This is a genomic window from Gemmatimonadota bacterium, assembly GCA_040882465.1.
GTDB lineage: Bacteria > Gemmatimonadota > Gemmatimonadetes > Longimicrobiales > Gaopeijiaceae > JBBEBG01.
This window is the reverse complement of the sequence record JBBEBG010000041.1, coordinates 1-25,187: the sequence shown is the minus strand read 5'-3', so window position 1 is coordinate 25,187 and position 25,187 is coordinate 1. Positions and strand designations below refer to the sequence as shown.

30 protein-coding genes and 1 tRNA gene are annotated in these 25,187 nt (G+C 65.3%); 15 read left to right on the top strand and 16 right to left on the bottom strand.

Annotated elements, in window-relative coordinates; genetic code table 11:
• The first annotated feature begins 42 nt into the window (after positions 1-42).
• The gene (locus WEG36_16455) at positions 43-786 is read left to right on the top strand and encodes a GDSL-type esterase/lipase family protein (protein ID MEX1259189.1); all 744 of its coding nucleotides are present in this window, start codon (positions 43-45) and stop codon (positions 784-786) included.
• 28 nt (positions 787-814) lie between these two features.
• Here the strand turns inward: WEG36_16455 and WEG36_16450 are convergent, their stop codons facing one another.
• Positions 815-1,690 carry a PPK2 family polyphosphate kinase gene (locus WEG36_16450; protein MEX1259188.1) on the bottom strand — a complete coding sequence of 292 codons (876 nt, stop codon included), beginning with the start codon at positions 1,688-1,690 and terminating at the stop codon, positions 815-817.
• Positions 1,691-1,829: 139 nt separating this feature from the next.
• On the opposite strand from WEG36_16450, the gene WEG36_16445 reads away from it, so the two are divergent.
• From WEG36_16445 to WEG36_16405, 9 genes are all read left to right on the top strand, one after another.
• Positions 1,830-2,486, top strand: coding sequence for a response regulator transcription factor (locus tag WEG36_16445; protein ID MEX1259187.1), 657 nt, complete (start codon positions 1,830-1,832; stop codon positions 2,484-2,486).
• A 183-nt stretch (positions 2,487-2,669) separates the two neighbouring features.
• Positions 2,670-3,014: a hypothetical protein gene (locus WEG36_16440; protein MEX1259186.1), complete on the top strand. Its 345-nt coding sequence runs from the start codon at positions 2,670-2,672 to the stop codon at positions 3,012-3,014.
• 94 nt (positions 3,015-3,108) lie between these two features.
• Positions 3,109-3,771, top strand: coding sequence for a hypothetical protein (locus WEG36_16435; protein ID MEX1259185.1), 663 nt, complete (start codon positions 3,109-3,111; stop codon positions 3,769-3,771).
• A 303-nt stretch (positions 3,772-4,074) separates the two neighbouring features.
• A complete protein-coding gene (locus WEG36_16430; GenBank protein ID MEX1259184.1) occupies positions 4,075-4,782 on the top strand; it encodes an OmpA family protein in 708 nt (235 codons plus the stop codon).
• Between the two features lie 132 nt (positions 4,783-4,914).
• Positions 4,915-5,283: a hypothetical protein gene (locus tag WEG36_16425; protein ID MEX1259183.1), complete on the top strand. Its 369-nt coding sequence runs from the start codon at positions 4,915-4,917 to the stop codon at positions 5,281-5,283.
• A gap of 74 nt (positions 5,284-5,357) precedes the next feature.
• A complete protein-coding gene (locus WEG36_16420; GenBank protein ID MEX1259182.1) occupies positions 5,358-6,473 on the top strand; it encodes an ABC transporter permease in 1,116 nt (371 codons plus the stop codon).
• Positions 6,474-6,481: 8 nt separating this feature from the next.
• Positions 6,482-7,291, top strand: a complete 810-nt coding sequence (locus WEG36_16415; protein ID MEX1259181.1) for an ATP-binding cassette domain-containing protein — start codon at positions 6,482-6,484, stop codon at positions 7,289-7,291.
• Positions 7,288-8,271, top strand: coding sequence for an MlaD family protein (locus WEG36_16410; GenBank protein MEX1259180.1), 984 nt, complete (start codon positions 7,288-7,290; stop codon positions 8,269-8,271). The genes WEG36_16415 and WEG36_16410 overlap by 4 nt, the downstream gene beginning before the upstream one ends.
• The gene (locus WEG36_16405; protein MEX1259179.1) at positions 8,264-8,929 is read left to right on the top strand and encodes a PqiC family protein; all 666 of its coding nucleotides are present in this window, start codon (positions 8,264-8,266) and stop codon (positions 8,927-8,929) included. Before WEG36_16410 ends, WEG36_16405 begins: the two co-directional genes overlap by 8 nt.
• 13 nt (positions 8,930-8,942) lie before the next feature.
• Here the strand turns inward: WEG36_16405 and WEG36_16400 are convergent, their stop codons facing one another.
• The 4 genes from WEG36_16400 to WEG36_16385 all read right to left on the bottom strand — a co-directional run bounded on the left by WEG36_16400 (position 8,943) and on the right by WEG36_16385 (position 12,808).
• On the bottom strand, positions 8,943-9,467 hold the full coding sequence (locus WEG36_16400) for a GerMN domain-containing protein (protein MEX1259178.1): 525 nt from the start codon (positions 9,465-9,467) through the stop codon (positions 8,943-8,945).
• On the bottom strand, positions 9,448-10,872 hold the full coding sequence (locus tag WEG36_16395; protein MEX1259177.1) for a mechanosensitive ion channel family protein: 1,425 nt from the start codon (positions 10,870-10,872) through the stop codon (positions 9,448-9,450). Before WEG36_16395 ends, WEG36_16400 begins: the two co-directional genes overlap by 20 nt.
• Before the next feature lie 305 nt (positions 10,873-11,177).
• Positions 11,178-12,650, bottom strand: coding sequence for a M48 family metalloprotease (locus WEG36_16390; GenBank protein ID MEX1259176.1), 1,473 nt, complete (start codon positions 12,648-12,650; stop codon positions 11,178-11,180).
• An 8-nt stretch (positions 12,651-12,658) separates the two neighbouring features.
• Positions 12,659-12,808, bottom strand: a complete 150-nt coding sequence (locus tag WEG36_16385; GenBank protein ID MEX1259175.1) for a lmo0937 family membrane protein — start codon at positions 12,806-12,808, stop codon at positions 12,659-12,661.
• A gap of 342 nt (positions 12,809-13,150) precedes the next feature.
• Here WEG36_16385 and WEG36_16380 point away from each other — a divergent pair, with 342 nt between their 5' ends.
• Complete coding sequence (locus tag WEG36_16380; protein ID MEX1259174.1) at positions 13,151-13,732, top strand: hypothetical protein; 582 nt, start codon at positions 13,151-13,153, stop codon at positions 13,730-13,732.
• Positions 13,733-13,739: 7 nt separating this feature from the next.
• Here the strand turns inward: WEG36_16380 and WEG36_16375 are convergent, their stop codons facing one another.
• The 6 genes from WEG36_16375 to WEG36_16350 all read right to left on the bottom strand — a co-directional run bounded on the left by WEG36_16375 (position 13,740) and on the right by WEG36_16350 (position 18,722).
• Positions 13,740-14,462 carry a response regulator transcription factor gene (locus tag WEG36_16375; GenBank protein ID MEX1259173.1) on the bottom strand — a complete coding sequence of 241 codons (723 nt, stop codon included), beginning with the start codon at positions 14,460-14,462 and terminating at the stop codon, positions 13,740-13,742.
• A gap of 279 nt (positions 14,463-14,741) precedes the next feature.
• Complete coding sequence (locus WEG36_16370) at positions 14,742-15,896, bottom strand: AI-2E family transporter (GenBank protein MEX1259172.1); 1,155 nt, start codon at positions 15,894-15,896, stop codon at positions 14,742-14,744.
• 129 nt (positions 15,897-16,025) lie between these two features.
• Positions 16,026-16,175 (bottom strand): lmo0937 family membrane protein, encoded by a 150-nt coding sequence (locus tag WEG36_16365; GenBank protein ID MEX1259171.1) that lies wholly within the window; start codon positions 16,173-16,175, stop codon positions 16,026-16,028.
• Between the two features lie 89 nt (positions 16,176-16,264).
• Positions 16,265-17,281 carry an ATP-binding protein gene (locus WEG36_16360; protein MEX1259170.1) on the bottom strand — a complete coding sequence of 339 codons (1,017 nt, stop codon included), beginning with the start codon at positions 17,279-17,281 and terminating at the stop codon, positions 16,265-16,267.
• A gap of 353 nt (positions 17,282-17,634) precedes the next feature.
• Positions 17,635-18,078: a hypothetical protein gene (locus WEG36_16355; protein ID MEX1259169.1), complete on the bottom strand. Its 444-nt coding sequence runs from the start codon at positions 18,076-18,078 to the stop codon at positions 17,635-17,637.
• A gap of 242 nt (positions 18,079-18,320) precedes the next feature.
• Positions 18,321-18,722, bottom strand: a complete 402-nt coding sequence (locus tag WEG36_16350; protein MEX1259168.1) for a VOC family protein — start codon at positions 18,720-18,722, stop codon at positions 18,321-18,323.
• A gap of 142 nt (positions 18,723-18,864) precedes the next feature.
• Here WEG36_16350 and WEG36_16345 point away from each other — a divergent pair, with 142 nt between their 5' ends.
• From WEG36_16345 to WEG36_16335, 3 genes are all read left to right on the top strand, one after another.
• Complete coding sequence (locus WEG36_16345) at positions 18,865-19,311, top strand: hemerythrin domain-containing protein (protein ID MEX1259167.1); 447 nt, start codon at positions 18,865-18,867, stop codon at positions 19,309-19,311.
• Positions 19,312-19,384: 73 nt separating this feature from the next.
• Positions 19,385-20,014, top strand: coding sequence for a class I SAM-dependent methyltransferase (locus WEG36_16340; protein MEX1259166.1), 630 nt, complete (start codon positions 19,385-19,387; stop codon positions 20,012-20,014).
• Positions 20,015-20,049: 35 nt separating this feature from the next.
• Positions 20,050-20,751: a ZIP family metal transporter gene (locus WEG36_16335; protein ID MEX1259165.1), complete on the top strand. Its 702-nt coding sequence runs from the start codon at positions 20,050-20,052 to the stop codon at positions 20,749-20,751.
• Here the strand turns inward: WEG36_16335 and WEG36_16330 are convergent.
• The 4 genes from WEG36_16330 to WEG36_16315 form a co-directional block, all read right to left on the bottom strand.
• A complete protein-coding gene (locus tag WEG36_16330; GenBank protein ID MEX1259164.1) occupies positions 20,745-21,200 on the bottom strand; it encodes a hypothetical protein in 456 nt (151 codons plus the stop codon). The genes WEG36_16335 and WEG36_16330 overlap by 7 nt on opposite strands.
• Positions 21,197-21,655, bottom strand: coding sequence for a RidA family protein (locus WEG36_16325; GenBank protein MEX1259163.1), 459 nt, complete (start codon positions 21,653-21,655; stop codon positions 21,197-21,199). Before WEG36_16325 ends, WEG36_16330 begins: the two co-directional genes overlap by 4 nt.
• A 107-nt stretch (positions 21,656-21,762) precedes the next feature.
• Positions 21,763-23,616 (bottom strand): hypothetical protein, encoded by a 1,854-nt coding sequence (locus tag WEG36_16320; protein ID MEX1259162.1) that lies wholly within the window; start codon positions 23,614-23,616, stop codon positions 21,763-21,765.
• A gap of 58 nt (positions 23,617-23,674) precedes the next feature.
• Positions 23,675-24,391 carry a DUF305 domain-containing protein gene (locus WEG36_16315; protein MEX1259161.1) on the bottom strand — a complete coding sequence of 239 codons (717 nt, stop codon included), beginning with the start codon at positions 24,389-24,391 and terminating at the stop codon, positions 23,675-23,677.
• Between the two features lie 103 nt (positions 24,392-24,494).
• On the opposite strand from WEG36_16315, the gene WEG36_16310 reads away from it, so the two are divergent.
• Positions 24,495-24,977: a hypothetical protein gene (locus WEG36_16310; GenBank protein ID MEX1259160.1), complete on the top strand. Its 483-nt coding sequence runs from the start codon at positions 24,495-24,497 to the stop codon at positions 24,975-24,977.
• Positions 24,978-25,099: 122 nt separating this feature from the next.
• On the opposite strand, the gene WEG36_16305 is transcribed toward WEG36_16310, so the two are convergent.
• A tRNA-Ile gene (locus WEG36_16305) sits at positions 25,100-25,173 on the bottom strand.
• Between the last annotated feature and the right edge of the window lie 14 nt (positions 25,174-25,187).

Sequence of the window (25,187 nt, the reverse complement as noted above, 5' to 3'; positions counted from 1 at the left end):
AGCCCCCCCCCCCCCGCCCCTCACCTCTCGAGGAATCGTCCGATGGCGCGCTCTCGCTTCCGCACCCCACGTCTCGTAGCGCTTCTTCTGCTCTCCTGGCTTCCGATCCAGGCCGCGGCCCAGGCCCCGACCGCTCAGGCCCCGGCCGCCCCGGCCTCCGCGACGGAGCCGACACCGCCGCGTACCGAGGCGCGGCATGGAAGCTTCCTCGAGCGGGCCGCGCAGGGGAATATTGATGTCCTCTGGGTCGGCGACTCGATCACGGACTGGTGGGCGCGTGCGGGGGTCGAGGTTTGGAACGCGAGCTTCGCGTCGCTCAATGCGGCGAACTTCGGGATCGCGGGTGACACGACGAACGGCGTCCTCTGGAGGATGCGGAACGGTGAGCTGCAGGGGTTCCAGGCGAAGCTCATCATCCTGATGCTCGGCACGAACAACTTGCGGCGGCACACGCCGGCCGACATCGCGGAAGGGAATCGGCTCATCGTAGAGGAGTTTCGGCGCCAACAGCCGCAGGCGAAGGTGCTCGTCCTCGGCGTCTTCCCGCGCGGGGCCGACGCAGCGAATCCGGCGCGTGCTCAGATCCACGAGCTGAACGGGTACCTCGCGGAGCTCGCGGACGGCGAAAACGTCCTCTTCATGGACATCGGGGACCGCTTCCTCGCCCCCGACGGGACGCTCACGGAAGAGGTGATGCCAGACGGGCTCCACCCCTCCGCGGTGGGTTACCAGATCTGGGCGGACGCGATCGGTGAGACAGTTCGGGAGCTGCTGGGCGCGCCCTGATCGCCACGGCCGCCACCCCGCCAGGCCCTCACTCTCCGGATTCGAGCCGCTTCCGCATCCTCTTCAGCCCCGCGCGCTGATCGGGGTCGATTTCCGGAAAGCGGGGGTCCAGATTCGCGATCGCATCCACGAGGATCCGCGCCACCTCCCGCTTCATGTAGGGCTTTTCGTCCGCGGGGATTGCGTACCAGGGCGCCCACGGCCTCGACGTACCGTTCAGCGCCGCTTGGTACGCCTCGATGTACGCCTCGCGGTGTTTCCTCTCCTCCACGTCGGCGGCCGCGAACTTCCAGTGCTTCTCCGGCTCTCGGATCCTCGACAGAAAACGCTCCCGCTGGACTTCGCTCGAAACGTGTAGCCAAAACTTGAGGATGAGGGTCCCGTTCCGGGCCAGGTGCCGCTCGTGCTCGCGGATGGACTCGATCCGCTCTTCCCAGAGGGCGCGACTCCGCAGTGAATCGGGAATCCGCTGGGAGTCGAGGATCTCGGGATGCACCCGGACCACCAGCATTTCCTCGTAATAGCTGCGGTTGAACACCCCGATGGTGCCCCGTTCGGGAAGACGCGCGGTAGACCGCCAGAGGAAGTCGTGGTCGAGCTCGAGCGCCGACGGCCTCTTGAACGAAGAGACCCGGCAACCGGTGGGGTTCACTCCGGTGAAGACCGCCCGGATAGTGCTGTCTTTTCCAGCCGCGTCCAGCGCCTGAAAGATTGCGAGGACGGCCCAGTGGTCCTCCGCGTAAAGCCGGCGCTGGAGCTCGCCGAGCTCCTTGACGATGGAGTCCAGGTCTCTCTCGAGCTCCTTCTTTTTTGGAGTGCCAGGCGGCGGGGCCGTAGGCGCCTCGCCCGCTCGAAAGGAGCCGTCGAAAGGGACGAGATAAGGATTGGTTGGGATCTCGGACATGCGGTTCTCCTTGGAGTTTGCCCCCCTCCGGGCCTGGCGCGATACTTTCTGGTCGAATTTGACACTCCAATTGACCGCGCATTGCGGGCGATGAGGCATCGGCACCCGACATGCGCCACGACATGCCCAGGGTCCTTCAATGATCCGTATCGCAATTGTCGAGGATAACCGCCTCGTGCGAGATGGAGTCTCCCTCAAACTGAACGAGCAGCCGGACCTCACGGTCTCCTATTCCGCCGCGAACGGCGACATTGAGGGCCTCAGGGAAGCGGCGCCTCAGGTCCTCCTTCTGGACGTCGGACTGGAGGGAGACGACAGCGTGCAGTTGGCCGAGCGGATACGGAGTGAACTCCCGGGGACCCGGGTGATCGTGATGGACCTGCTCCCGGTCCATGAGGATCTCGTCGAGTTCATCAACGCCGGCGTGTCGGGCTTCATCCTGAAGGACGCCACCCTCGAGGAGCTCTTGACGACCATCCGGTCGGTGGCGGGTGGACAGACGATCCTGCCTCCGGAGATGACCACGACCCTCTTTGCCCAGGTCGTCGAGGAGGCGGTCGCCCGCGGACTGGTGGGGGTGAGCGAGGCCACCGCCCTGACTCCCCGGGAACGGAATGTGGTCGGCCTGATCGGCGAAGGGTTGAGCAACAAAGCCATCGCAAAGGCCCTCGAGATTTCCCCCCACACAGTGAAGAGCCACGTCCGAAATGTGATGGACAAGCTGGCGCTGCGCACCCGCCTCCAGATCGCAGCCTACCTTCGCACGACCCCCGGAGAAGCAGCGGAAGTAGAGTAGGCCTCCTCTCACCCTCCCTCGTTTGTGGGATACCTCCCCCCGGAGGGTTTTGCTAGCATCCGTATCACGGCGTGAGGGCTCCTGGCTCGCACGGTTCCGACCACCCCACCAAAATCTGAGATCCGGAGGCCGGAACCGGCGCCATGCGTAGGTTCGAGCTTAACGGAGGGGGGCACCAACATCATGATTGACAAGAATCGAGTTCCCGAAGAAGGGACACCTTCTGACGGACGGACTCTGTGGGCGTATGGATACGAGATGATTCCGCCGCATCGCGAGGACCGGATGAAGGCGATCCGTGGCCTCCTCAACCGGGAAAACACCGAGGCGAAGCGAACGGCCCGAAACTGGACGGGCCGATTGGTCACGGAGGAGCAGGTGACCCACCTGCTGATCGTGAGCGCCGGCCCCGACTTTGACCTCGAGATCAATCGAAAGGTCGAAGCCCAATTGAACGCCCTGGGGGTCAAATTTCTCGTGACGGTCCCGATGCCGCTCAGTGACGGGCTCGAGCCGGGAAGAGCCTGAGCCGGAGGCGGGATCGTGGATCGCTCCAAGCCCGGTCCCCGGCAAAGGCCCGTGCGACGCGGGAGACGGACTTGTTCACCCTTTGGAGGGCCTCATGTACAGATTCAGCATAGGCATGGTTCTGGTCACGATGTTGGCGGGCTGCGGGGGCGAAGCGGAGTCCCGGGAAGACCTCGAGGGCCAAGCGACCGAGCGCGCAGGGCAGGCGCAACCGGCGCGCGCGGTCCCGCCGCCACCGGTGCGCGCAATCCCGGCGGGAACGGTTCTGACCTTCGAGGTGCGTGAGAACGTTTCGACCTCGTCCCACGTTTCGGGTGACGCCTTCTCCCTCGTGCTCGTGGATGGAGTCACCGGTTCAGGCGGAGCCGTCCTGGGTTCCGGGACACAGGCCCGAGGGCTCGTGACCGACATCCACAAGAGCACCGGTCCCGATGACGACGCCATCCTCGGCGTACAGGTGGTCTCGATCGAGGCCGGAGGGGTGCAGCGTTCCATCGAGGGGCAGGTGCAGTCCGCCGCGATCGAGTCCGACAATCGGGACAGTGGAGCCCGGACAGCGGCCACCATCGCGACCGGGGCCGCGGCGGGCGCGATCATCGGTCAGATTCTGGGCCGTGACACGCGATCCACGGTGACGGGTGCCGCGGTGGGAACCGCCGTCGGGGTGGGTGTGGCCCTCTCGACCCGGGGAGGCGATGCGACCCTTCCCCAGGGCTCCCGGATCGTTGTCCGGCTGGACCGCGATCTGGACCTCTGAACGGAGGGCCCCCGGACTCCCCACTCCACAACTGAGTCCGTTCTCGACAGTTGAGTCCGTAAGTATGGCGATCTCCCGGGGCGGGCCCACCCCCCTGGGAGGTCGCCAACCTCGGCCCTGATTCCCTTCCCGAGCTCTCCCTTCGCCGGGGTCTAGCCTATTCGGGTGACCCCCAGGTCACCCGAGGCGTATCCCCCTTTTTCCCTCCGATTGGCGGATGGTGGACCGAGGCCATCGCCGGCAACTTTCAGGGTAGGCGGACGTCCGACTCATTCAGGACCATTCAAAATCCAAAGGATTCCCATGCACGCGATGAAGCCGAGCAACCCTTCCGGTCGGAGGACAGAAACCGTCCTTCGTATCGAACCGCGGAACTCTACGGGAAGGATCGTCCGCGGACTTTCCGCGCTCACCCTCGCCGTTACCGTCACCACCGGCTGCGGTTGGAGCAACCAGACCAGGGGCACGATCATCGGCGCGGGCGCCGGAGCGGCCGCGGGAGCCGTGGTGGGCAACCAGACCGGATCCACCGTCCGGGGAGCCATCATCGGCGCGACGTTGGGAGGCGCCGCCGGGATGGTGATCGGGAACCAGATGGATCAGCATGCGGAGGAGCTCGCGTACGCCCTTCCCGGCGCTCACGTGCAGCGGATCGGTGAGGGGATCGCCGTGACCTTCCCGGACGGCCTCCTCTTCCCCTTCGACTCCGATCAGCTCCATCCCGAGGCCCGGCAGAACCTGATCAAGTTCGCCCATAGCCTGGCGCAGTATCCGAACACCACGGTGCTCGTGGTCGGCCACACGGATTCCGACGGCGAGGCGGCGTACAACCAGTCGCTCTCCGAGCGCCGTGCCCGGGCTGCGGCGGACTTCATCTCGGCAAACGGCCTCGCGCGCGCGCGGCTCAACACCGTTGGCGTGGGGGAGAACGAGCCGATCGCCACGAACTCGACAGACCTCGGCCGGAGCCAGAACCGGCGGGTCGAGGTGGCGATTTTCGCGGCGAGTTAGATCGATCGCGGGGTCGAGACTTCCGTTGGGGAGAGGGCTCTCGCCCCGGCGGAGAGCGGCCCACGGAGACAGTCTCCACAGTTTCACGGAAGCGCTCATTCTGAGCATTCACACGTTATCCAGGAAGATACAATGTCAAACGTGCTTCGAGCATTCTTCACAGTCGCCGCGGCCCTCGCCTTCGCCGTACCGGTGTCCGCGCAGCAGGGCCGGCTCGCCCATGCCGGGTCGGGGGGGGCAGTCACGGCGACCTTCGCGCAGACGGCCGTCTTTGCGGGCCCCACCATGGCGAGTGCGGTCTTCCCCTTGTCCGCCTCTCGGATGGCGCTTAGCGAGACTCCGGCAGCGTTGCGCGCGCCCAGTAGCGCGAACGTCGCGCTCATGGTCGTGGGTGGAGCCGCACTCGTATTGGGGGCCGTCATCGGCGGCGACGAGGGCACGATCATCATGATCGGCGGCGGCGGGGTCGGCCTCCTCGGGCTGTACCGATATCTGCGGTGACCACGGATCGCCCCGAGACCGGGGACGCGGCCCCGGGGCGAGGCAGGGCTCTCCCCTCAGGAGGCGGGGCTCCTATGCAGGTGGACCTTCACCGGTCGGACGATGCGCTCATCGCCGGGCTGTCCGGCGATTGGGAGTTGGACCGCCCGACTCCGCGCTTCGCTCAGCTCCTCGAAGACCAGGCGCCCGGACCGGCGGTGCGCGGCATCGGGTTCGACACCACCGAGCTGGGCACATGGGACAGCAGCCTGCTCACCTTTCTTCTGCAGGGGCTGAATTATTGCGAAACCCACGGCCTCGAGTTCAGGGAAGAAGGCCTGCCGGAGAGCATCGCGGGTCTTCTGGAACTCGCCCGGGCGGTGCCGGAGGCCGATCTCGATCCCCCGGAAGAGAAGGCATCGCTCCTCGCGAGGATCGGGGAAAAAGGCCTCTCCTCCTTCGATGCGTTCCTCGCGTCCGTCACCTTCACTGGCGAAGTGGCGAACGGCTTCATGAGGTTCTTTCGGTTCCGGGTGCGCGTGCGCTGGCGGGATTTCTGGATGGTGGTGCAATCGAACAGCTCGGGCGCGCTTCCGATCGTCACCCTGATCAGTTTTCTCGTCGGGCTGATCATCGCCTTTCTCGGAGCGGTGGTGCTGCGCCGCTTCGGCGCCGGCTACTACGTGTCCTATCTGGTCGGCTTCGGGATGTTGCGGGAGATGGGCGCCCTCATGACGGGGATCATCATGGCTGGCCGGACGGGGGCCGCCTTCGCGGCCGAGCTGGGGACAATGAAGATCTCGGAAGAGGTGGACGCCCTCGAGACCTTCGGCCTGTCGCCGATCGATTACCTCGTCCTGCCGCGGGTCTTGGGCCTCTTCGTGATGATGCCCCTGCTGACGGTGTATTCGATGTTCATCGGCATCGTGGGCGGGTTGATCGTGGCGGTCACCATGCTGGACCTGACGGCCACCCAGTTCGTGGGGGGACTTTTGACGCCGATCACGCTCGCCGACGCGCTTCTGGGGGTCTTCAAGGGGACGGTCTTCGGCCTGATCATCGGCGTGGCCGGCTGTATGAGGGGGATGCAGGTCGTAGGCGACGCCGGGGCCGTGGGACGAGCCGCGACCTCCGCCGTGGTTACGGGGATCACGCTGATCATCCTTGCCAACGCCGTCATCGACTGGATGTCCGCCCTCCTCGGAGTCTGAGGCCGAACATGAATGAGAATCCCGCAGTCGAGGTCAGCGATCTGACGCTGGCGCACGGCACGCGTGTCATCATGGAGGGGCTGAACTTCCAGCTCCGCCGGGGGGAGATCTTCGTCATCGCGGGGGGGAGCGGCAGCGGAAAGAGCACACTCCTGAAGCACCTGGTTGGGCTCATGAAACCGGCGAAGGGAACCATTCTCTTCGACGGAGAGGACTTCGTGGAGGCCGATGAGGAGGCGAGGAGAGGGATGCTCCGTCGCATGGGAGTGACTTACCAGGGCGGTGCGCTCTGGGGCGGACTGACGCTGGCGGAGAATGTGGCCCTCCCCATCGAGGAGTACACGACGCTCGACGCTGACGCCATCGCCGAGGTCGTGTCGCTCAAGCTCGCGCTGGTGGGGCTGCGCGGCTTCGAGGCATTTTATCCCGCCCAGATCAGTGGGGGGATGCGCAAGCGCGCGGCCCTCGCCCGCGCCATGGCGCTGGACCCGGAGGTGCTCTTCTTCGACGAGCCGTCCTCCGGCCTGGATCCGATCACCGCCAGCCGCCTGGACGACCTGATCCTCCAGATCCGAAGCAGCTTCGGCACCACGATCGTCGTGGTGAGCCACGACCTCGCCAGCATCTTCAAGATCGCCGACCGACTTCTCTTTTTGGACATCAAGCAGAAGACGATGACGGCGCTCGGAAGTCCGGACGAGCTGCGTGAGAATCCACCGAGTGAGGAAGTGCGCCAATTCCTGACGCGCAGCAGTGAAGTCGACGGCCACCGGCCGTCTCTCTCCAACCTCGAGCCGATCGGGATGCCCCAGTCATGAGCGCCCGTGCCAATCCCACCGCCATCGGTCTTTTCATGATCGGAGCCATCCTGCTCACCGTAGTCGGGGTCGGGGCGCTGGCTTCCGGCTTCTGGTTCAGCAAGGAGTCGACCTTTATCAGCTACTTCGGAGAGTCGGTGAACGGCCTGGAGGTCGGTGCGCCGGTGAAGTTCCAGGGGGTGCCGGTCGGCCGCGTGACGGATCTCCTGATCCGGATCGAGCTGGCGGATAAGACTTTCCAGGTGCCGGTCCAGTACGAGGTGAGCCTCCCCCGCCTCACCTCGGCGGGCGGAACCTTCGTGGACCTCGATGATCCGGTGGTCCTGCGGCAGCAGATCGCCGACGGGCTCCGCGCCCAGCTGCAGATGGAGAGCATCGTCACGGGCCAGCTTTACGTCGAGCTCACCTATCGCGAGGACGCCGCACCGCCCGAGCTCGAAGGCGCCCCGACCGCCTATCCGGAGATCCCGACGGCCCCTTCGCTCCTGGCGGCCTTCGGAACCCAGGCCGGGAGCCTCGTGGGGGAGGTACTGGCGATCCTGTTCCGGGTGAACGAGATGTTGGAAGAGGTGAACATGGCGGAGATCAACGAGACGGTGGTTGCCTCGGCCCGGGCCGTCGAGCGACTGGCGGATACACCGGAACTGCGCGCGGCGCTCGAGGAGGTCCCGCGAATGGCCACGCAGGCCACGCGCACCCTGGAGGAGATGGAACGGATGGCGGAGCGGCTCGGCGAGCTCATCGATCCGCTTCAGGCGCAGCTGGAAAGCACGAATGCCGAGGTGGTCCTCACGCTGCAGACCATGAGACAGGCGCTGGAGGATACGCGAGGGTTCCTCTCTCCGGACTCCGGCGTCGGGTATGAGATCGAGGGGGCGATGGCCAGCCTGAAGGACGCGGCGGACGCGCTGCGCGCGCTCGTCCTCTCGCTGGAGCGAAGCCCCGACATGCTCATCCGAGGGAGAACGCCCGATGAATGACCGCTTGCGGCTCAGGGTGAAGGTGACCTGGCTGATCTGCCTGACCGGGCTGATCGGCTCGACCGGGTGTGGCATCGGTCTGAACAGAGGCGCCCTGCCCCCGCAACATTACGTGCTCGGAGGAGCGTCGTCGCAGGCGGACGCGACGCCGTCCGGGGATCTCGCGGAGCTCTCGATCGGGCTGCGGCGGCCACAGATCGCGTCCTATCTCGACGCCCCGTTCATCGTGGTTCGCCAGGGGCCCAACCAGATCGGATTCTCCGAGCTCCACCGTTGGGGCGAGGATCTCGGCGGTGGGATCAGTAGAGCCGTGGCCGGGGACCTGTCCGAGCGGGCGTTTTTCCGGACCGTCGATGTCGCCCCGTGGGCGCCAAGCGAACGCTACGATTACCTGGTACAGATCCACCTGCTGCGCTTCGAGGGATTGACGTCGGAGGAAGGGGAACCGCTCGAGGGAGAGGCCCATTTGCTGGCGACGTGGGAGGTCCTCCGCCAGGAGGATGGCTCGGTGCTCACCCGGGGAACCACGGACTATCGTGAGGGGAGCTGGAGGGTGGGGGATTATGCCGGCCTGGTGACCCTGCTGGATGCGGGCCTCGGCGTTCTGTCGGACGACCTGGTCGCCGCGATCCGGGGCCTGACGCGCTCCGGGCCGTAGGTTGGAAGAGAGCTCATCTTCCCGCCCCCGGGCGCTCCACGATATGGCAGGCATACTGGAGCCACTCCCAAAATCGGTCACAGCTCCCGTCCATCCGGTACTCGACCGACTGAACCTCGGGAAAGCCGAATAGGGTGCCGTTCAGCTCCTGCAGGAGGAGAGTGCTACCGGTCGACGAGGATGCCCCGGGCAGGAGCGCCTGAAGGTCGTGAAAGTCCACCACTGCTCGGCCCGAGGGATCGATCGAAATTGCGCGAAGGGAGGCGGCGGTTTCCCCGGAAAACCAGGACTCGATCCCCCGGGCGACTTCGTCCTCGTTCGGGCCCCGCAGCAGCCATTCCAGTGCCGACTGGACTCCGGATGACCCCGAGGGAACCGGTCGCCGTACGGGGACCGGCTCCTCTTCGCGTGTGAAGACGACCGTCACCGAGTCCGCGGACTCGCCGGATGCGGGCGCGCCCGACCGCTCTCCGCACCCGGCCGGGAGGAGTAAGGCGCAAGAGAGACAGCCGATCAGGCTAGGAGTCCGCGGGCGCATCACCCTCCAGGAGATCCGACTCCTCGCTCAGCCGTCGGTCGGACTCGATTTGCTCGTCAACGCTCCGGTCCACGGAGACGTCGGCCTGGGTTAAATCGTGTGCCGCCGGTTCCGTCGGCGACGGCTCGCGACCGGCTGCCGTGGCGCGGCGATCGATGTGAAGGAGATACTCGGGCGATGGAAGGGTCAGCCCTGCCTCCTCGAGGCGGAGCTTCACGAGGCGGATCGCCTCACTCCGCACCCGATCGAACTCCGAGTTCCTCTGATCCACCCACGCCGAGAAGCGCATCGTAACCGTGGAATCCGCCAAGTCCCGGATGAGCGCCTCCGGCGGCGGCGTGGCGAGCACCCCCTCCATCTCCCCCAGCGTCTCCACGGCCACGTCACGTGCCTTCGCCAGATCGTCGTTGGCACCCAGCCCTGCCTCGAACTGAACGCGGCGCAGGGGATTCCGGGTGAAGTTCGTCAGTGGACTCCGGAAGATGAGGGCGTTCGGGAGCCGAACGTGGTTCCCCTCGAGCGTCATCAGGATCGTCTCGCGTGGCGTCAGGCGAACGACCTTCCCCTCGAAGGTATCCACGCGGATGTGATCGTTCTTCGCGAAAGGCTGGCGGAAGGCCAGAATCGTTCCCGCGAGGTAGTTCTCCACGATGTCCTTGAAAGCGAAGCCGAGGGCCAACCCCGCCAGTCCGGCGGTCCCCACGACGGCTCCCACGAGCGCCGCGGCGTCCAATAAATCGAGCGCCACGACGACCCCGACGAGGAGGACGGCTCCCTGGAGAAAACGCCGGACCAGCCCCTGGAGGAAGGGATTTCGCGTCCGGAGAAAGGCCGGCCCCCCCCATCGCGAGAGGAGCCACCCGAACACAATGGCGAGCCCCACGATCAGCCCGGCCACCACGAGGAGCGGAAGTTTAGCCACGAAGCCGTATCCCAGCTCCCGCAGCCGGGCCCAGGTGGGTGCGAGTTGCTCTTCCAACGAGGTGGATTCGCGGATCCGATTGTCCACGAAGAGGACCCCGTCCATCCCGGTGGCCAACTCGGCCGCTCGGGACCGGAGCTCCGCGCTCACCACTGTCCCCTCGAGGCGCACCACTCCCGCATCTACGGCAACGTCGACGGCGGCGAGCCGCGGCACGCGATCGAAGACGGCTTGGAGCTGGTTTCGAATGGCCTCGTCCAACGCGGCTCGCTCATCGGTGACCTCCTCGATGGGCTCCGCTTCAATCACATCGGGCGAGAGGGAGTCCTCGACCACCGGGCCCGGCTGCTGGGACGCCGGCGCCGGTGGAGTCTGAGCCGATAGGCTTACCGCGAGGAGGAGGTGGCAACCGATCAGGGCAGCCCGGAGGTCCGGCTGGCCCCGATGACGTTCGTGGGGGGGAGGTGGGCGAACGGGGGTCATGAAGCACAGTACGATTCGAGGGCCGCGCCGCACAGGTAGGGAAGCGAGATCCAGGCCCACGCCCTGATTTCAGGCAGATCTTCCCTTCCAAGGCAACGCCAATCGTCCACCCTCGTTCAACGGGCTTCTCGCCCTCGAACGTCCAAGAGGAGCACTGCCATGGGGTGCGGGAAGGACGCGCCGGAAGATGGCGACCAGGATGTTCAGAAGGCGCCCCCTCCGGACGCTTCCCGACGTCCATCGCCGGCTTCCCGCTTTCGGGCCAGTGCGATACGCAAGCCTATAGGCAGGCCGTGCGGGGCCCGTCAGCACGACCTTTCGCCCGTGCCCATGGGGCTGCCGGTTACCCGTTTCACAGCTTGCCCGGCACGAAGCTGGGCCGTCTCATCCAGACCGTTGATCACCGCGAGCTCGACGAGCGGAATGCTGGCGCACCGCTCCGTGTTGAACTGCTGAAGCGACATGGCACGCGGCGCGTGGTCAATGCGGATACGGAGCGGCTGTGCCGCAAGCGCGGTTGGATCGGTAAGGCGATCGAAGCTGTCGCGCGTTCGGAGGAAAGCCGGACTGTAAGTGGAGAATCGGTCGGCCACGGAGTAGCCTAGAATCCCCCAGGTGGCGCCGCGGAACTCGATGAAGGTGACGACTCCGCGCACCGATTCCTGCTGGCTGATCTGCGCGGCAAACTCTGCGGAGACAGCCCGGTTGCCATTGATCGAGCCCGTCGAAGGACTGTTCGACTGTACTCCCTCCTGCCCGAGGAAGCTGCGCGCCGCCTCGGCCGCCGAACCCGTGGCACCGCGAAGCTGGACGATCGCATCTCCATTGGGGCTGATTGCCGTGACGGCATCGGTTGCGTTCTGCGTCGCCCATCCATCTGGAAAGTTGAGCACGAACTGGAGATCGGGGTGGATGAACATGGAGCCCTGGAAGTAGCCGACCCTGGGATCCTCTCCGTAAATCATTCCATCGAGGCGCCGCAGGTACTCGTCTCCGGCCACCTTCTTGGCGCCGAAGTCCTCCGGCGCGGCGGCCACCATCCTCTGCACATCCTGGATGCGATTTCCCGGATCGGGGTGACTCGACTGCCATTCCGGGAGACGGCCGCCGCCGGCGAGCTGCGCGTCGCGCCGGAGCATCTCGAAGACCGCAGCCATCTGGCGCGTGTCGTACCCGTCGGCCAGGGCGTACCGAAAACCGAGCTGGTCCGCCTGTATCTCGTCGTCCCGCCCGTACTTGAGAAAGAGGAGGCCGAGCCCGACGCTGGCCAGCTGTCCGTACTCCGCGATCGTAGAGGAAAGCACGGATCCGAGTCCGAGTCCGAGGGAGGCGAGCTGTTGGCGGCTCATCTGCTGTACGCTATGCCGCGCGGTGACATGCCCGATCTCGTGTCCGATCACCGACGCGAGCTGAGCTTCGTTCATCATGTGGGACAAGAGTCCTCGGGTGACGAAGATGAAGCCGCCCGGCATGGCGAAGGCGTTCACCGAGGCGTCGTCGAGGACGTGAAATTCCCAAGCGAGCTGCGGTCGCTCGGTCCCTGCGGCCATCTCCTGCCCGATGCGATTTACGTAGCTCTGGAGGGCGGCGTCCGGAACGAGGCCGATGGTCGCGATCACTTCCGAGGACCCCTGCCGACCCATTTCGATCTCCTGCGATTCGGAGATCAGCGCCAACTCTCGCTCGCCTGAGACCGGGTTCATCGCGCAGGAGGTCGCAGCGAGGACGGTCAGGAATGCGGTGGCGCCGAAGTGGGTCCTTCCGAAGGCGGAGTTCATGGCTCGTGTCACGTGATCCGCCGTCCCGAAGCGAGCCGAAGCACGATGACGACGAGGGCGATCACGAGAAGCAGATGGATTAAGCTGGTCGAGACGAATCCGCCGAAAAACCCGAGGGCCCACAACACGATCAGGACGAGCGCAACGGTAGTAAGCATTTTTCGCTCCCTTTGCGGGGGGTGAGGTTCGGGCACCGGTCGGCGGGCGTCACAATCAGACGGCCGGCCTGGGTGGGGACTGCCCCTCTGCGGGTGCGTCCGGCGACCTCGAATCCTGTGATGGAATATGCTCGGAGCGGCGGATGAACTGCCATCGCTCACTTGGGGGAGTGGTGGATGACTTCCGCATCCTGGGGACTCTCCTCCCTTTGAGCGATACCTCCTGGATTCGAACTGCACGAGCCTTACCCAACAAGCACGATCGGTGCGGGACCGGATCGCTCGGATCCGAGTGAATGCTCGTGCTTTCCGAAGTGAGCTATTCTTCTGCAAGGAGCTCCCATGAAAAAACAGATCAGGACGACTCCCACTACGCTGAAGTCGGGCCGGCTTCCGGCCGTCGCACTGGCGATCGCGGCCCTCATGCTCTTCGTGGGGGAGGCCCACGCTCAGGTGGGGCTAGCCGTAGAGGGGCGGGCCGGCGTCACGTTCCCCACGGGTGACCTTTCCGACGCCGGGGCTGAGGCCGGGCTCTTACTTGGGGCCGAACTGCAGATAAACTTCCATCCGAACCTGACCGCCTATGTGGGCTTTCAGCGCTACACGTTCGGCTGCGACAACGACTGCAGCCTGGGTAACGACCCCGTTAGCATGGGGATCGCGGCCGGCCTGAAGTACATCTTCCACAATCCGGGGGACGTCCTGGTATGGGGCCGCGGAGGGATTGTCGCCAACACCTTCGACAACGATGCCGGGTCGGGGGACCGCGAGATCGGATTCGAGTTGGGAGTGGGGGCCGACCTACCTGTGGCGACCCGGCTCTACCTGGTTCCGCAGATCGGGTTCGTAAGCCACGCTGCCGGAAGCAACTTCCAGGCCAGCTTCTTCACTCTGGGGGTGGGGGTGCACTATCACCTGAGGTAGGGGGGGCTTACTCATCGGCGTCCCTCTTGTGGGCGTACGCGGCGATCTGCAAGCGGGAATGCAGCGTGAGCTTCTCCATGATGTTCCGCAGGTGGCTCTTGACCGTGTGGACAGAGATGTTGAGCCGCTTTCCGATCGCCTTATTGCTCAGTCCTTCCGCGATGAGGTTGATGACCTCCCGTTCCCGGGATGTCATCCGCACCGAGTCGAGGTGATTCGACTCGCCCGTCGAAACCACGTTCCTCGCGATTTCGGAGAAGAGCGTGGCGGTCATCTGATCCGGCAGCACCTTGAGTCCCCTGGCAACGGACCGGATCGTGTCCAGGACGACATCGAAGTTGGCATCCTTCATAATGAATCCGGACACGCCCGCGCTGACGAATTCCCGGAGTTCCTCGTGTACCGGGAGGAGGTCCATCACGATGACCCTGGCTTGCGGAAAGTCCTGCATGACCTCCCGCGCCACGCGCAGGCTGTCCCCGTTCTCGAGTCCGAGGTCGAGAAGCACCACCTGTGGGCTTGCTTCAATCACCAGCCGCTCGTGACCGTTCGGCGCTTCGGCGACCGCTCGGATGTCCGGCGCCCGATTGAGGAGCGAGGTGAGGGCTTCCCGGACCAGCCGATTGTCCTCGATCAGCGCGACGCTGATCACACCGTCCGGAAGGGTGGCTGAATCCGAAATCTTGGCCTGAATCGTCTGGCTTGGGGTCGTTTTGGATTTTTGAACCATTCAGAATCGTCCACAAGCTGGGGGAAGTACGGGACCCCGGCGTCGACCCGGAATCTCTCCAGGTCTCGAGGGGGCTCCATGTGGAATATGAAGCTTCCTCATGAAAATGGCGAGACAATTCGACGATCGCCGACGGGGCGGCCGCCTCCCGCGCGCAACCCCGCCGCCGATCTGGAGGATGCGGGTGATGTCGTCTCCGTTGATCAATCGGGCCCTCCCAGGTGCGTGAGGCGAGTCTCGCCTTCGCGTGTCCACCGATCAGCAGGGATTCATCGCCCCTCACCCACCCAGGGTAGTGTTCCCGCCCTCCGGTAGCCAGCTTCGGAATGCCTCTCCGTAGATGTGCCAGACGGTTACGAAGAGCGCTGCCACGATGGGTCCCACGATGAAGCCCACCGCCCCGAATAGTACGATTCCTCCGAGGGTGCTGAGGAGGATCAGGAGGTCTGACATCCGGGCATCCCGTCCGATGAGCCGGGGGCGGAGAAAGTTGTCAATGCTGCTCACCACCACGGCGCACCAGATCAGGAGTCCGACCCCCGCCCACACGTTTCCCATCAGAAGGAGGTAGATCACTGCGGGGATCCAGATGAGCCCGGCCCCGATGGCCGGGAGGATGGAGAGGACCACCATCACCGTCCCCCAGAAGGCGGGTCCGGGCACCCCTGCCACCCAAAAAGCCAGACCTGCCACCCCCCCCTGGATCAGTCCGATGAGCAGGGAGCCTCTGAGGGTGGCTCGAGTCACGGAGACGAAGCGCTCCAGGAGTTCCTCCTTCTGCCCCGGGTCCAGGGGGATGTAGTGGAGGATCCTCCGGAGGATGGCCGGCCCATCCAGCAGGAAGTAGAAGAGGGCGTAACAGAGGACAAAGAGCTGGAGGAGGAAGCCGAGCGTCCCCCGTGTGGCGGCGGCCAGAGCCCCCATGAGGACCGGACCTGTCCTGCCGGCCGCCTCACGGAGCTGCTCCAGGAGCTCCTCCCCTTCGGGAAGCAAGCGGTTCGCGAAAGGAACTCGCTCGAGCAGGGCGCGGACCTGCGTTGACCGGCCCTCCTCCTGGAACCAGGCCTCGGCTCCCTGGCTCACCTGGACCGCTTCGTTGGCCACCAATGTCAGGAAGCCGGCTGCTGGTACTCCCACAACCACCAGCAGGATCATGAGGGTAAGCGCCCCCGCCCACCGCGGGCCCATTTGTGCCCGGAGCCATCCATAAAGTGGGTAAGCGAGGCCGGCGAAAACGGCGGCGAGGAGGACCGTCAGGAGGAACCGACGGATCACGAAAAAGAAGAGGATCGATATCCCCAGCGCCAGTGCGAGGAGGAACGCCTGCTGGAAGCGGAGGGCCCCCGGAGGGACAACGGAGGCGGGCCCCTCGCTCATGGAGCGCGGGGGCCTCGCCCACCCGCCGGGAGAGACGGCGAGGAGACGGTCGGGCACGCAACTCCATGTGTGGATGGACGGGGTGCCGGGCTCAAAGGGAGCCCTTTTTCCTGACCCTCACCGGCACGGTCCGCACCGTGATGCGGAGGTCTCGGGTGCGCCGGTCCCCTCGCGACCTGGACCGGATCAAAGGACCCGCCGTCCTGAGAGGACTCGCAGGACAACCACGATGAGGGCGACAACGAGGAGAAGATGAATGAGCCCCCCGGCGGCGTAACCGCCGATAAGACCGAGGGCCCACAGGACTACGAGGATCACGGCAATCGTCGTGAGCATGTTTGGTTCTCTGGTGGAGGTGTGGAAGCGGGCCGCCATTCGGCTGAGGTCGTGCTTCCCCGCAGACTCTCCGGGCATTGACTGCCGGATCACTCCCCAGGGAGTGTGGCGGTCCCCCTCGGTGATCCGAATGCCCTCCCTCCAAGAGATGAGGGGGGAGAGGAACGAGGGACTTCCGCCGGGGGGGCCTCAGGGAGCCCAGTCTGTCCGGGACCGCCATCCCATAACGAGACCGAAGGGGCGGCGGGAAGCCATACGCGCACGCTCGTCCCCCAACCGGGGGCGCTGGAGACCTTCATGGTCCCGCCGCTCTGCCGAATGATCCCACAGGCGACGGACAGTCCCAGGCCCCTATCCTCCGAGAACGGACGGGTCGTGAAGAAGGGGTGGAAGACCCTGCTCAGGGTCTCCCGATCCATCCCCCGCCCCGAGTCTGAAACCTCGAGCTGCACCCACCCTTTCCCAGGGCTGCCGTCGATCTTCTTCCCCGGAAGGTGGTCGATTCCGACCCGGACCGTGCCATAGCCGCCCACCGCCTCCAGGGCATTCAGCACGAGTCCACGCACCACCTCTTCAAGATGGGCGGGATCGCCCCACACCGGGCACATCACTGCCGCGAAATCAGAACAAAACACAACATCGTCCGCGAAGAGGCAGCCCAGGTCCATGCCCGACACGAGAGTCCGGAGATCGACGACGCGGGGTTCGCACCAGCGGTATCCGCTGATGGAGAGGAGCCGCGTGGTGAGTCCCGACGCCCGACCGCACGCGTCGCGAATCTCACGGAGTTCAGAGGCGCATCTCCGATCCTCCAGAGAAGCCTCGATCTCCGATATGTTACCCTCCACCACCGTGAGCAGGTTGTTCAGATGGTGGGCGACCTTTCCCGCCAGGCGTCCCACCGCGTCCACGGTGTCCCGGTACCTGTCCACCCCCACCTCGGGGACTCCCGCGCGGAAGATCGAGAAGGGTTGCGCCGCCCGTTCCGGGCTCCCGGCGAACCGTAATTCGTTGCCGTCGGTGCCCGTTGATAGGGCACCGTTCCCTTCCGATCGGAAATGCAACTCCTCGCGCGGGCTCGCCCCCGGGGATCCATGGTTCGACATGATGGCCTCCTTCTGGGTTGTAGGGGACCCATTTGGCTGAGGCCGAGCTTCCCCAGCGAACTCCCGGGGAAGCGGCCCGGGGCCGGCGTGGACCGCGGCGCCGATTCCCCCGACGGAGGAAAGATCGGCGAATACGGGGCGGGATGACCATCACACATCGGGTTCACTTTCGGATCACACCCGAGGGAGGGAGGCTTTCCCCCTCGGTAATCCGAAGGAACTAGTTCCAAAGGATGAGAGAGGCATCGTCATCCCCCGTCACCGGGTCACAGCGCGTCGGCACGGCCACCTTGTCCCGGGAGCGGGTCGAGAAGTCCCATTCGATGCCGCGCTTTCGTGCCCCGGGCACGCCCCTACGGAGGGCCGGCCAGTTGCGCCATCGCCTCCGTAAGCGCGGGGAGGATTCCGACCGGCAGGTCCAGCGCGACGTGCCAGTCCGAAGACTTCCAGTTGAAGATGTCGCCCGGGTGGATCCGCAGCGACAACCTGCCGGCTGCTGCGGTCCGATCGGCAACCCAGGTGTGCTCCTCATCGATGGCCGCGATCGCGCAGGCGGCGTCGTCGTCCAGGAGTGCGTACAGGGTGTCAAGGATCTCGGTACCGGCGCGGGCGGGAAGGAAGAACCTTGCGCACTCGAAGGGCCCGTTTTCCCTCTCGGGGCCCGAGACCTCGACGAGCTCGAAGTACAGGGTCTCACCTGTGCGTCCCACTCGGAGGAGGCCGCTCGGCTCGGCCTTCTCGTTCTGGGAGAAGGGTACGTCGAACGAGGCTTCGCCGAGCGCCGGAGTGTCCGTCATGTGGCCTCTCTCCTCCTCGCCAGGCGATTTGCCCCGACGGCCTCTGTGCTCGTCGACCGTGATCGTCAGAACGGCTCGGTCGCGATCCTCGAGCAACGCCATCTGCGACTCCGGACCCGGGGGCACGGATGCGCATACGTCGTGCCAGGCGGCCACGCCATCGCGCGGCGGATGTTTCCGCCGGCGAGAGTTCGGGTCCGCCCGAACGCCGGACTCCACCCCCGGCGACGTTGACCTCGGACTCATCCAAGTGAGAGGGGCGGGTGAAAGATGATCTGGATCATCGTGCCGTCCGGATCCTCACAGAAGAAGCTCCGCGCTCCATCCCGATGGGTCTTCGGCGCCTTCAGGATGGGGACACCGCTTTCTCGAAGGTACTCGTGCCATCGGTCCACGTCGCCGAGCCTGTCAATGATGAAGCCGAGATGATCTAGGCGCTGGCGTTCCGCGGCTGATGGCTCGCTGGACTTGTGCAGCGCCAGGTTGTCGTTCCCCGATGTCAAAAAGACACTCTCCTCATCCGGTCTCCACTCGACCTCCATGCCCATCAGGTCTGTGTAGAACCTCAGGCAATCGTCGAAAGCGTGAACGCGGAGCGCCACATGGCGAAGGCCGGCCGTGCGTGCAGGTCGATCATACTTCATCGTTGCCTCCAGCGATTCGAGACGTCTCCGACGGAGCCATGGCGAGAGAATACTGCTTCCTAGCCCCACATTCGGCAGGTCGCCATCTTCGTCCTCGCAACCCGGATCGACTCTTCGTTTTCCGCTGCTCGGAGGAAGCCCCTTGAGACCATTGTCGGACATCCGTCAAGAGCTTCTCTCACAGCATGCATCCGTGAGGGGCCTGGCCGAAGGGGTGAAGGAGCTGGCGGAACGTCCGCCCACCGCCTCCGCGGCAAGTGAGCTCGGCCGGCTCCTCCATGCGCTGGGCGATGCCATCGACGCTCACAACGCACGAGAGGAACAGCTTCTTGACGATATCGTCCCCACAATTGATGCCTGGGGATCCATACGCGCCGCACGTCTGGACGAACACCACCGCCAGGAACATCGTCGCCTTCTGGAAGCAATCCGGGCCGCGGCCGAGAGCAAGGACTTCACCGTCGCCACCCACGCAGCTCTCGCCGCGATCGAAGAGTTGGAGGGGCACATGCGCGCGGAAGAGGAGGAGGTGCTGAGCCCGAACGTTCTCCGCGACGATGTGACCAATATTGACCAAACGGATGGATGAAGACGACCGTCACGGCCCGCGGGCTGTCGCGGGCCTCTCTCGCTCCTTACAGCGCTCGCCGAGGACGTCGGTCGTGGGAAGTATCAGTCCATTTGAGACCCACTGCGAGCGGTATGATGAGTGGTTCGAGGCGCATCGGGCAGCCTACGTCACGGAGCTTCTTGCGCTGAGACCGCTGATCCCGTGGGAAGGGCACGGTCTCGAGATCGGTGTCGGCACGGGTCGTTTTGCCGGGCCGCTCGGAGTGCGGGTGGGAATCGATCCGTCGGATGCGATGCTCGCCCGGGCCGCCGGCCGGGGAGTCGCGGCCGTGAAGGGGATTGCCGAAGCGCTCCCGTTTCCCGATGGATCCTTCGACTATGCGCTCATCGTCACGACGATCTGCTTCGTGGATTCGGCGGAGAGAATGATCGCCGAGGTTCACCGCGTCCTACGGCGCGATGGTAGGCTCGTGATCGGCTTCATCGATCGAGAGAGCCGGCTCGGCCAGACCTACCTCGAACACCAGGCGGAGAGCACCTTCTATCGTGGGGCCACCTTCTATTCTGCCGCCGAGGTCGGGGAGTTGTTGCGCGGAGGGGGATTCGACGCACGGGCCTGGGGGCAAGCGCTCCTTCGTCCCCTCCTCGAGATCACGGAAATCGAACCGGTGCGTCCCGGCACCGGGCGTGGGGCGTTTGTTGTTGTCGCGGCCGACCCGTGACGACCTTACTCTGGATCCTGCTCAGCGGCATCGCGATGAGCGCGCTCGCGCTGGTCGGCAGCCTGACTCTGGTGCTGCGCGAAGCGACGCTCCGGAAGATCCTGTTGCCGCTCGTGGCCTTTGCGGCGGGATCCCTCGTGGGAGGTGCCCTCTTCCACATGATTCCGGGATCGCTGATCAGCCTGCCGCCCCTGACCACCTTCGCTTGGGTGGCGCTGGGGTTCTTGCTGTTCTTCGGGCTCGAGCAGTTTCTCCATTGGCACCACTGCCACAGAGCCTCCGCCGAATGCAGGGAACCCCTCACCTATCTCATCCTGATCGGAGATGGGCTCCACAACTTTCTTGGCGGCCTGGCGATCGCGGGTGTGTTCCTCGTGGATGTGCGACTCGGCATCGCAGCCTGGCTCGCCGCGGCCGCGCACGAAGTTCCACAGGAGCTTGGTGACTTCGGGGTGCTCGTTCACGGCGGGTGGAAGAAGAGCACCGCGCTTCTGTTCAACGTGTTGTCCGGGCTGACGTTCCTCGTCGGCGGCCTGGTCGCATACGTCGGGTCGCTGCAGGTGGACGTTCGTTGGCTGGTGCCGTTGGCCGCAGGCAACTTCCTGTACATGGGCGCGTCCGATCTGGTGCCGGAAGTCAACAAGGCGCATACGTTCCGTGCGAACCTGCTCCACTTCGTCTTTTTCGCCGTGGGCCTCGGCCTGCTTTATGTGATCGCCATTCTTGCGGATCACTGAGGACGAATGCGAAGGGGGGCCTGATCCGTGCTGAAGGCGCCATCTCCGAAGGAGCCTTCCTTCCTCTCCTCCTCGTAGTAGCTTCGGTTGAACACCTCGATGGTGCCTTGCTCGGGAAGACGCGCGGTAGAACGCCAGGGGAAGTCGTGGTCGACCTCGAGCGCAGACGGCTGCTTGAACGAAGAGACCCGGCAGCCTGTGGGGTTCACTCCGGTGAAGACCGCCCGGATGGTGCTGTCTTTTCCAGCCGCGTCCAGCGCCTGGAAGACTGCGAGGACGGCCCAGCGGTCCTCCTCGTAAAGCCGGCGCTGGAGCTCGCCGAGCTCCTTGACGGCGGCGGCGAGCGCTTTCTCGAGATCCTTCTTCTCGGGAGTTTCCGGCGGCCGGGCGATCGGAGTCCCCGCGATACGAAAGGAGCCGTCGAAGGGGACGAGATAAGGGCTCGTCATTGAGCCGGCCGCTTCGCCGCTACCCCCATCACCTCGAAGCGAGCTCCCTGCAGGAGCTCTCCGGTTCCGATGAAGGCGCGCGCCGGAAACTCCCGCAGGAAATAGTCCCGATAGACCGCGTTGAAGGTGTCGTACGTCGAAAGGTCGGAGGCGAAGATCTGGACCGAGACCAGGTCGTCCATCGTCATTCCGGCCGCCTCGAGTACGTCCTGAACGTTGTTCAGGACGGCGGCCGCCTCCTGTTCGACCGTCAGGGCGAGGCCGCTGCCGACCCCAAGCATACCGGACAGGTACAGCGTATTTCCGACCATCACCGCACCGCTGAAGGGGGGTCCCCCGGGGCTGGCCGCGGATCGTTCGTTGATGTATTGGCGAGCCTCCTGGGCGGAGAGCTCCGTCCCGGACGCGATCGCCACCAGGATGGCCGCCGCCGCAAAGAATTCGCGCAAGTGCATCGATCAGCTCCTTTTGAAGGGGGTTCAACGTGTCGCGAGGTCCCGGACACCCGTCCGGGACCTCGCTTTCCACCCGCTCCGACTCCGACCTTGCAGAGCCTTTTCCTCTACTGGACTCGCGAGAGGGCTTCGACCGCCTGCGCGAGACGTTCGGCACGCCCTCGATCGGCGGCGGTCGCCACATCGTTCGAAAGGGAAGACGCCAAGTCGGCGAGAGCGCCCCGTCGCGCGGAGCCGGCCGCAGCCTGCGCACCCGTGAGCGCACTTCGCACCGTAGCGATCCGCGGTGCTGGGAGCCCCGCATTCCGTTCCAGCTGGTCGAGGTAGGCCCCCGCGAGCGCGAAGCTGGGCGGCCACACGTAGTGCGGCTGGTCCTGGGCGTTGAACTGCTCCTGGCGCACGGTTCGAGCCGCGTCGATCTCGTTCTGCGACATATACGGGCCGGGGGTTAGCTCCCAGATGTACATTCCGCGCCCCTCGTCCGACCCCACGATCACGCCGTTGTACCAATAGGACGACCAGAAGCCGGCGGCGCCTTCGAGAGCCGGCCCCATGTCGAAGAAGGCGATTTCGAACGGGTTCGCGGCATCGGTCCAGTCGAAGACTGTGATCCCTCCCTCATAAAACGACTGCACCATGACGTCCCGGCCCGGAATCGGGAGAAGCGAGCCGTTGTGCGCGGTGCAGACCTCATCCTGGGTCTGAGCCGCTGGCATCTTGTAATAGCTCTGGAAGGCGAGCTCGCCGTTCTCCAGCGTGAAGATCGCGTTCGCCCCCCAGATCAGCGGATCCGTCGCGCGGCATCGCGGCTGGCCACCCCCGCCCCACTCGTCCGAGAAGAGAAGCTTGTCCCCGTCGTTGTTGAAGGTCGCCGAGTGCCAGAAGGACATGTTGGAGTCCGCAACAGCGAAGATGCGCTCCGGATTCACGACGTCCCGGATATCGAAGAGGAGGCCGTACCCCCCGCACGCGCCCGCCGCGTAGCCCATCGCACCGTACGCGGTGATGTCGTGACAGCCGCTCTGCCCGATCTGCGGTCCGCCTCCTCCCCCCCCACCCCCACCGCCCCCTCGCCCACCACCACCACCCGGCTCGGGAGGGGGAGCGTGAACGGTACGTCCGGTGAGATCGGCGAGAAGGTGCGGCGAGTTCACGACCCGTGCCTGCTCCGGGTTCGCGAGCGGCACCTGGATGACCTCGATCCTGAACCGGGCGCTGAGTTCGTCGCCCGGAGGCCCATCCTGACACCCGGGGACCTCTTCCGCCGCGCGAATGCTCGAATACCCGGATACGTAGACGTAGACGTTCTCGGTGTCCTCGGGGTCCGTCACGATCGTGTGCGTGTGCGAGCCCCTGCAGGTCTGCACGTTCGCGACCAGACGCGGGTTCGCGAGGTCCGAAATGTCGAGGATCCGGATCCCGCGGAACCGGTCCAAGCTGATCGAGTCCTGGACGGGATCGATCCCGCAATCGTTCCTCGAACCCGCGCTCTCCCCAGAGACGAAGAGGAGGTTTCCATAGACCGAGGGATCTCCCTGGCTCGCCGGGCAGATGAATCCCAAGACGAACTCTGGATCGGCGGGGTCCTCTATATCCCAGACCTGGAAGCCTCGATAGTTCCCGAGGAAGGCATAATCCCCCGTGAAGGCGATGTCCGACCCGGTCGTGCCGCGCCCAGTGAAGCCCGTGGAAGCCGGCCTGTGCGAGACAAGCCGCAAGTTCCAGATCGCAACACCGGCGGTATCGAAGCCGGGCTTGAGGCCCACGCGCGGATCGGGCGACGGCGCGCCCGCGTTCGCGGGATAACGAAGTGCCGGGGAAGCCGCGAGTGAGGGCGCCGTACCCACGGGGGTCACCGCGGAGCGCGGTTCCGGACCCATCGCACAAGCCGCGACGAGCAGCCCGAGCGTTCCGTAAGCCACGACCGTACGGGGTCTGATCCAACCGTTCTTGATGTTCATGCGTGCCGCCTATCGGTGCGGGGTGTGAAGTCCACCGGCTCGAATCCCGGATCCCGAACTAACGTGGGATCCCTTCCAGCATTCCCTGCATCCTCTGAATCTCCGCGGATTGGTCCGCGAGGACGTCGGACGCGAAGCGGAAAACCGTCTCCTCTTGCCCCGCCGCGGGCTGGGCAAAGAGGGTTTCGACCATCGTGATCGCACCAAAATGGTGCCCGATCATGCCCGTGAGAAAGAGGCGGTCGAACTCGGTGCCGCGCGCTCGTCCCAGGGTCGCCAGCTCCTCGTCGGTGAGCATCCCTGGCATCAGCATCGCGTGAATCGTATCCCCCATGCGCATCAGGTGCCGGGTGGCCATCGAATCCGGCACCACCTCCCCTCGCTCCGCGAGCCAGTCGCGCATCATTCGGATCTCATCCCGCTGCGAGATGGCGATCCGTTCACAAAGCGCCCGGAGCTGCCCGCCGGCGGCCTGGGACGGACACCAGCCGGCCATGACGATGGCCTGAGCGTGATGGGGGATCATTCCCGACATGAACTCGACGTCTGCGGGAGTATACGCTGCTGCTGCTGCTGCTGCCCTTTCGATGAAATCGTCCGACCCGCCCGTCACGACGCCGGCGCCCGAGGCGAGGGGGATCGGTGCGGGGGCTGGAGCCGAAGCGCCCGAGCCACAGGCGGTGCCGGAGACGAGGACCAGGGTGAGATGGAGCGCGGACCTCGTCTTATGACATCCGGGCGACAAGACGGACTCGCGGCGGGTGCTGGGACGCATGTTTCGGAACGTACCTCGATGCTGGGTTGAAGGACAGTTCTTCCAAGGAGAGGGCACTCCCGGAGCGGAACCACCGCGCGGTCGAAGGCGTCTAACGGTCGCAATGAATACCCCAACGGCAAGATTCGCTTGCGCGGCCACCCTCGCCGTCCTGACCGGCTGCGACGAAGATGTCGTCGGCCCGTACGTCGCGGCGGATACGGTGGGAGAGGTGCGGGTCGCGCTCGGATCCGATCCCTCTCGGTGGCGCGCCGACGCGATGTCGGTCACGTCCGCGCACATCGAAGGCGACCTCCTTCACGTCGATGTGACCCACGGCGGGGGGTGCGCGCCACACGGTTACGCGGCGGTCGCCTGGAACGGTTGGCTCGAGTCGCACCCCGTCCAGGTCGGCACGTTGCTCGCCCACAACGGTCACGACGATCCGTGCGACGCGCTGATCTCCGCGCACCTTCGTTTCGACCTGACGCCGCTGAAGGAGGCGTACCGGAGATCCTACGGCACGGCATCGGCCGTTCTTATCCTGAATCTGGACACGACGGCACCCAACGGGAGTGAGCTGCGGGCCGTCGAGTACGCGTTCTGAGGACCTCTCCTTACGGCGTTCCGGTGCAGTCCCACCGAGGCGACAGGAGAGCATTCCGGATCCGTGAATACAGAAAGCGCCTCGAAACCTCAAAACCCCTGCGGCGCTTCGCTTTAGAGAGATGGGCCTGGGAAGACTCGAACTTCCGACCTCACGCTTATCAGGCGTGCGCTCTAACCACCTGAGCTACAGGCCCCGCATTCTCCCGAA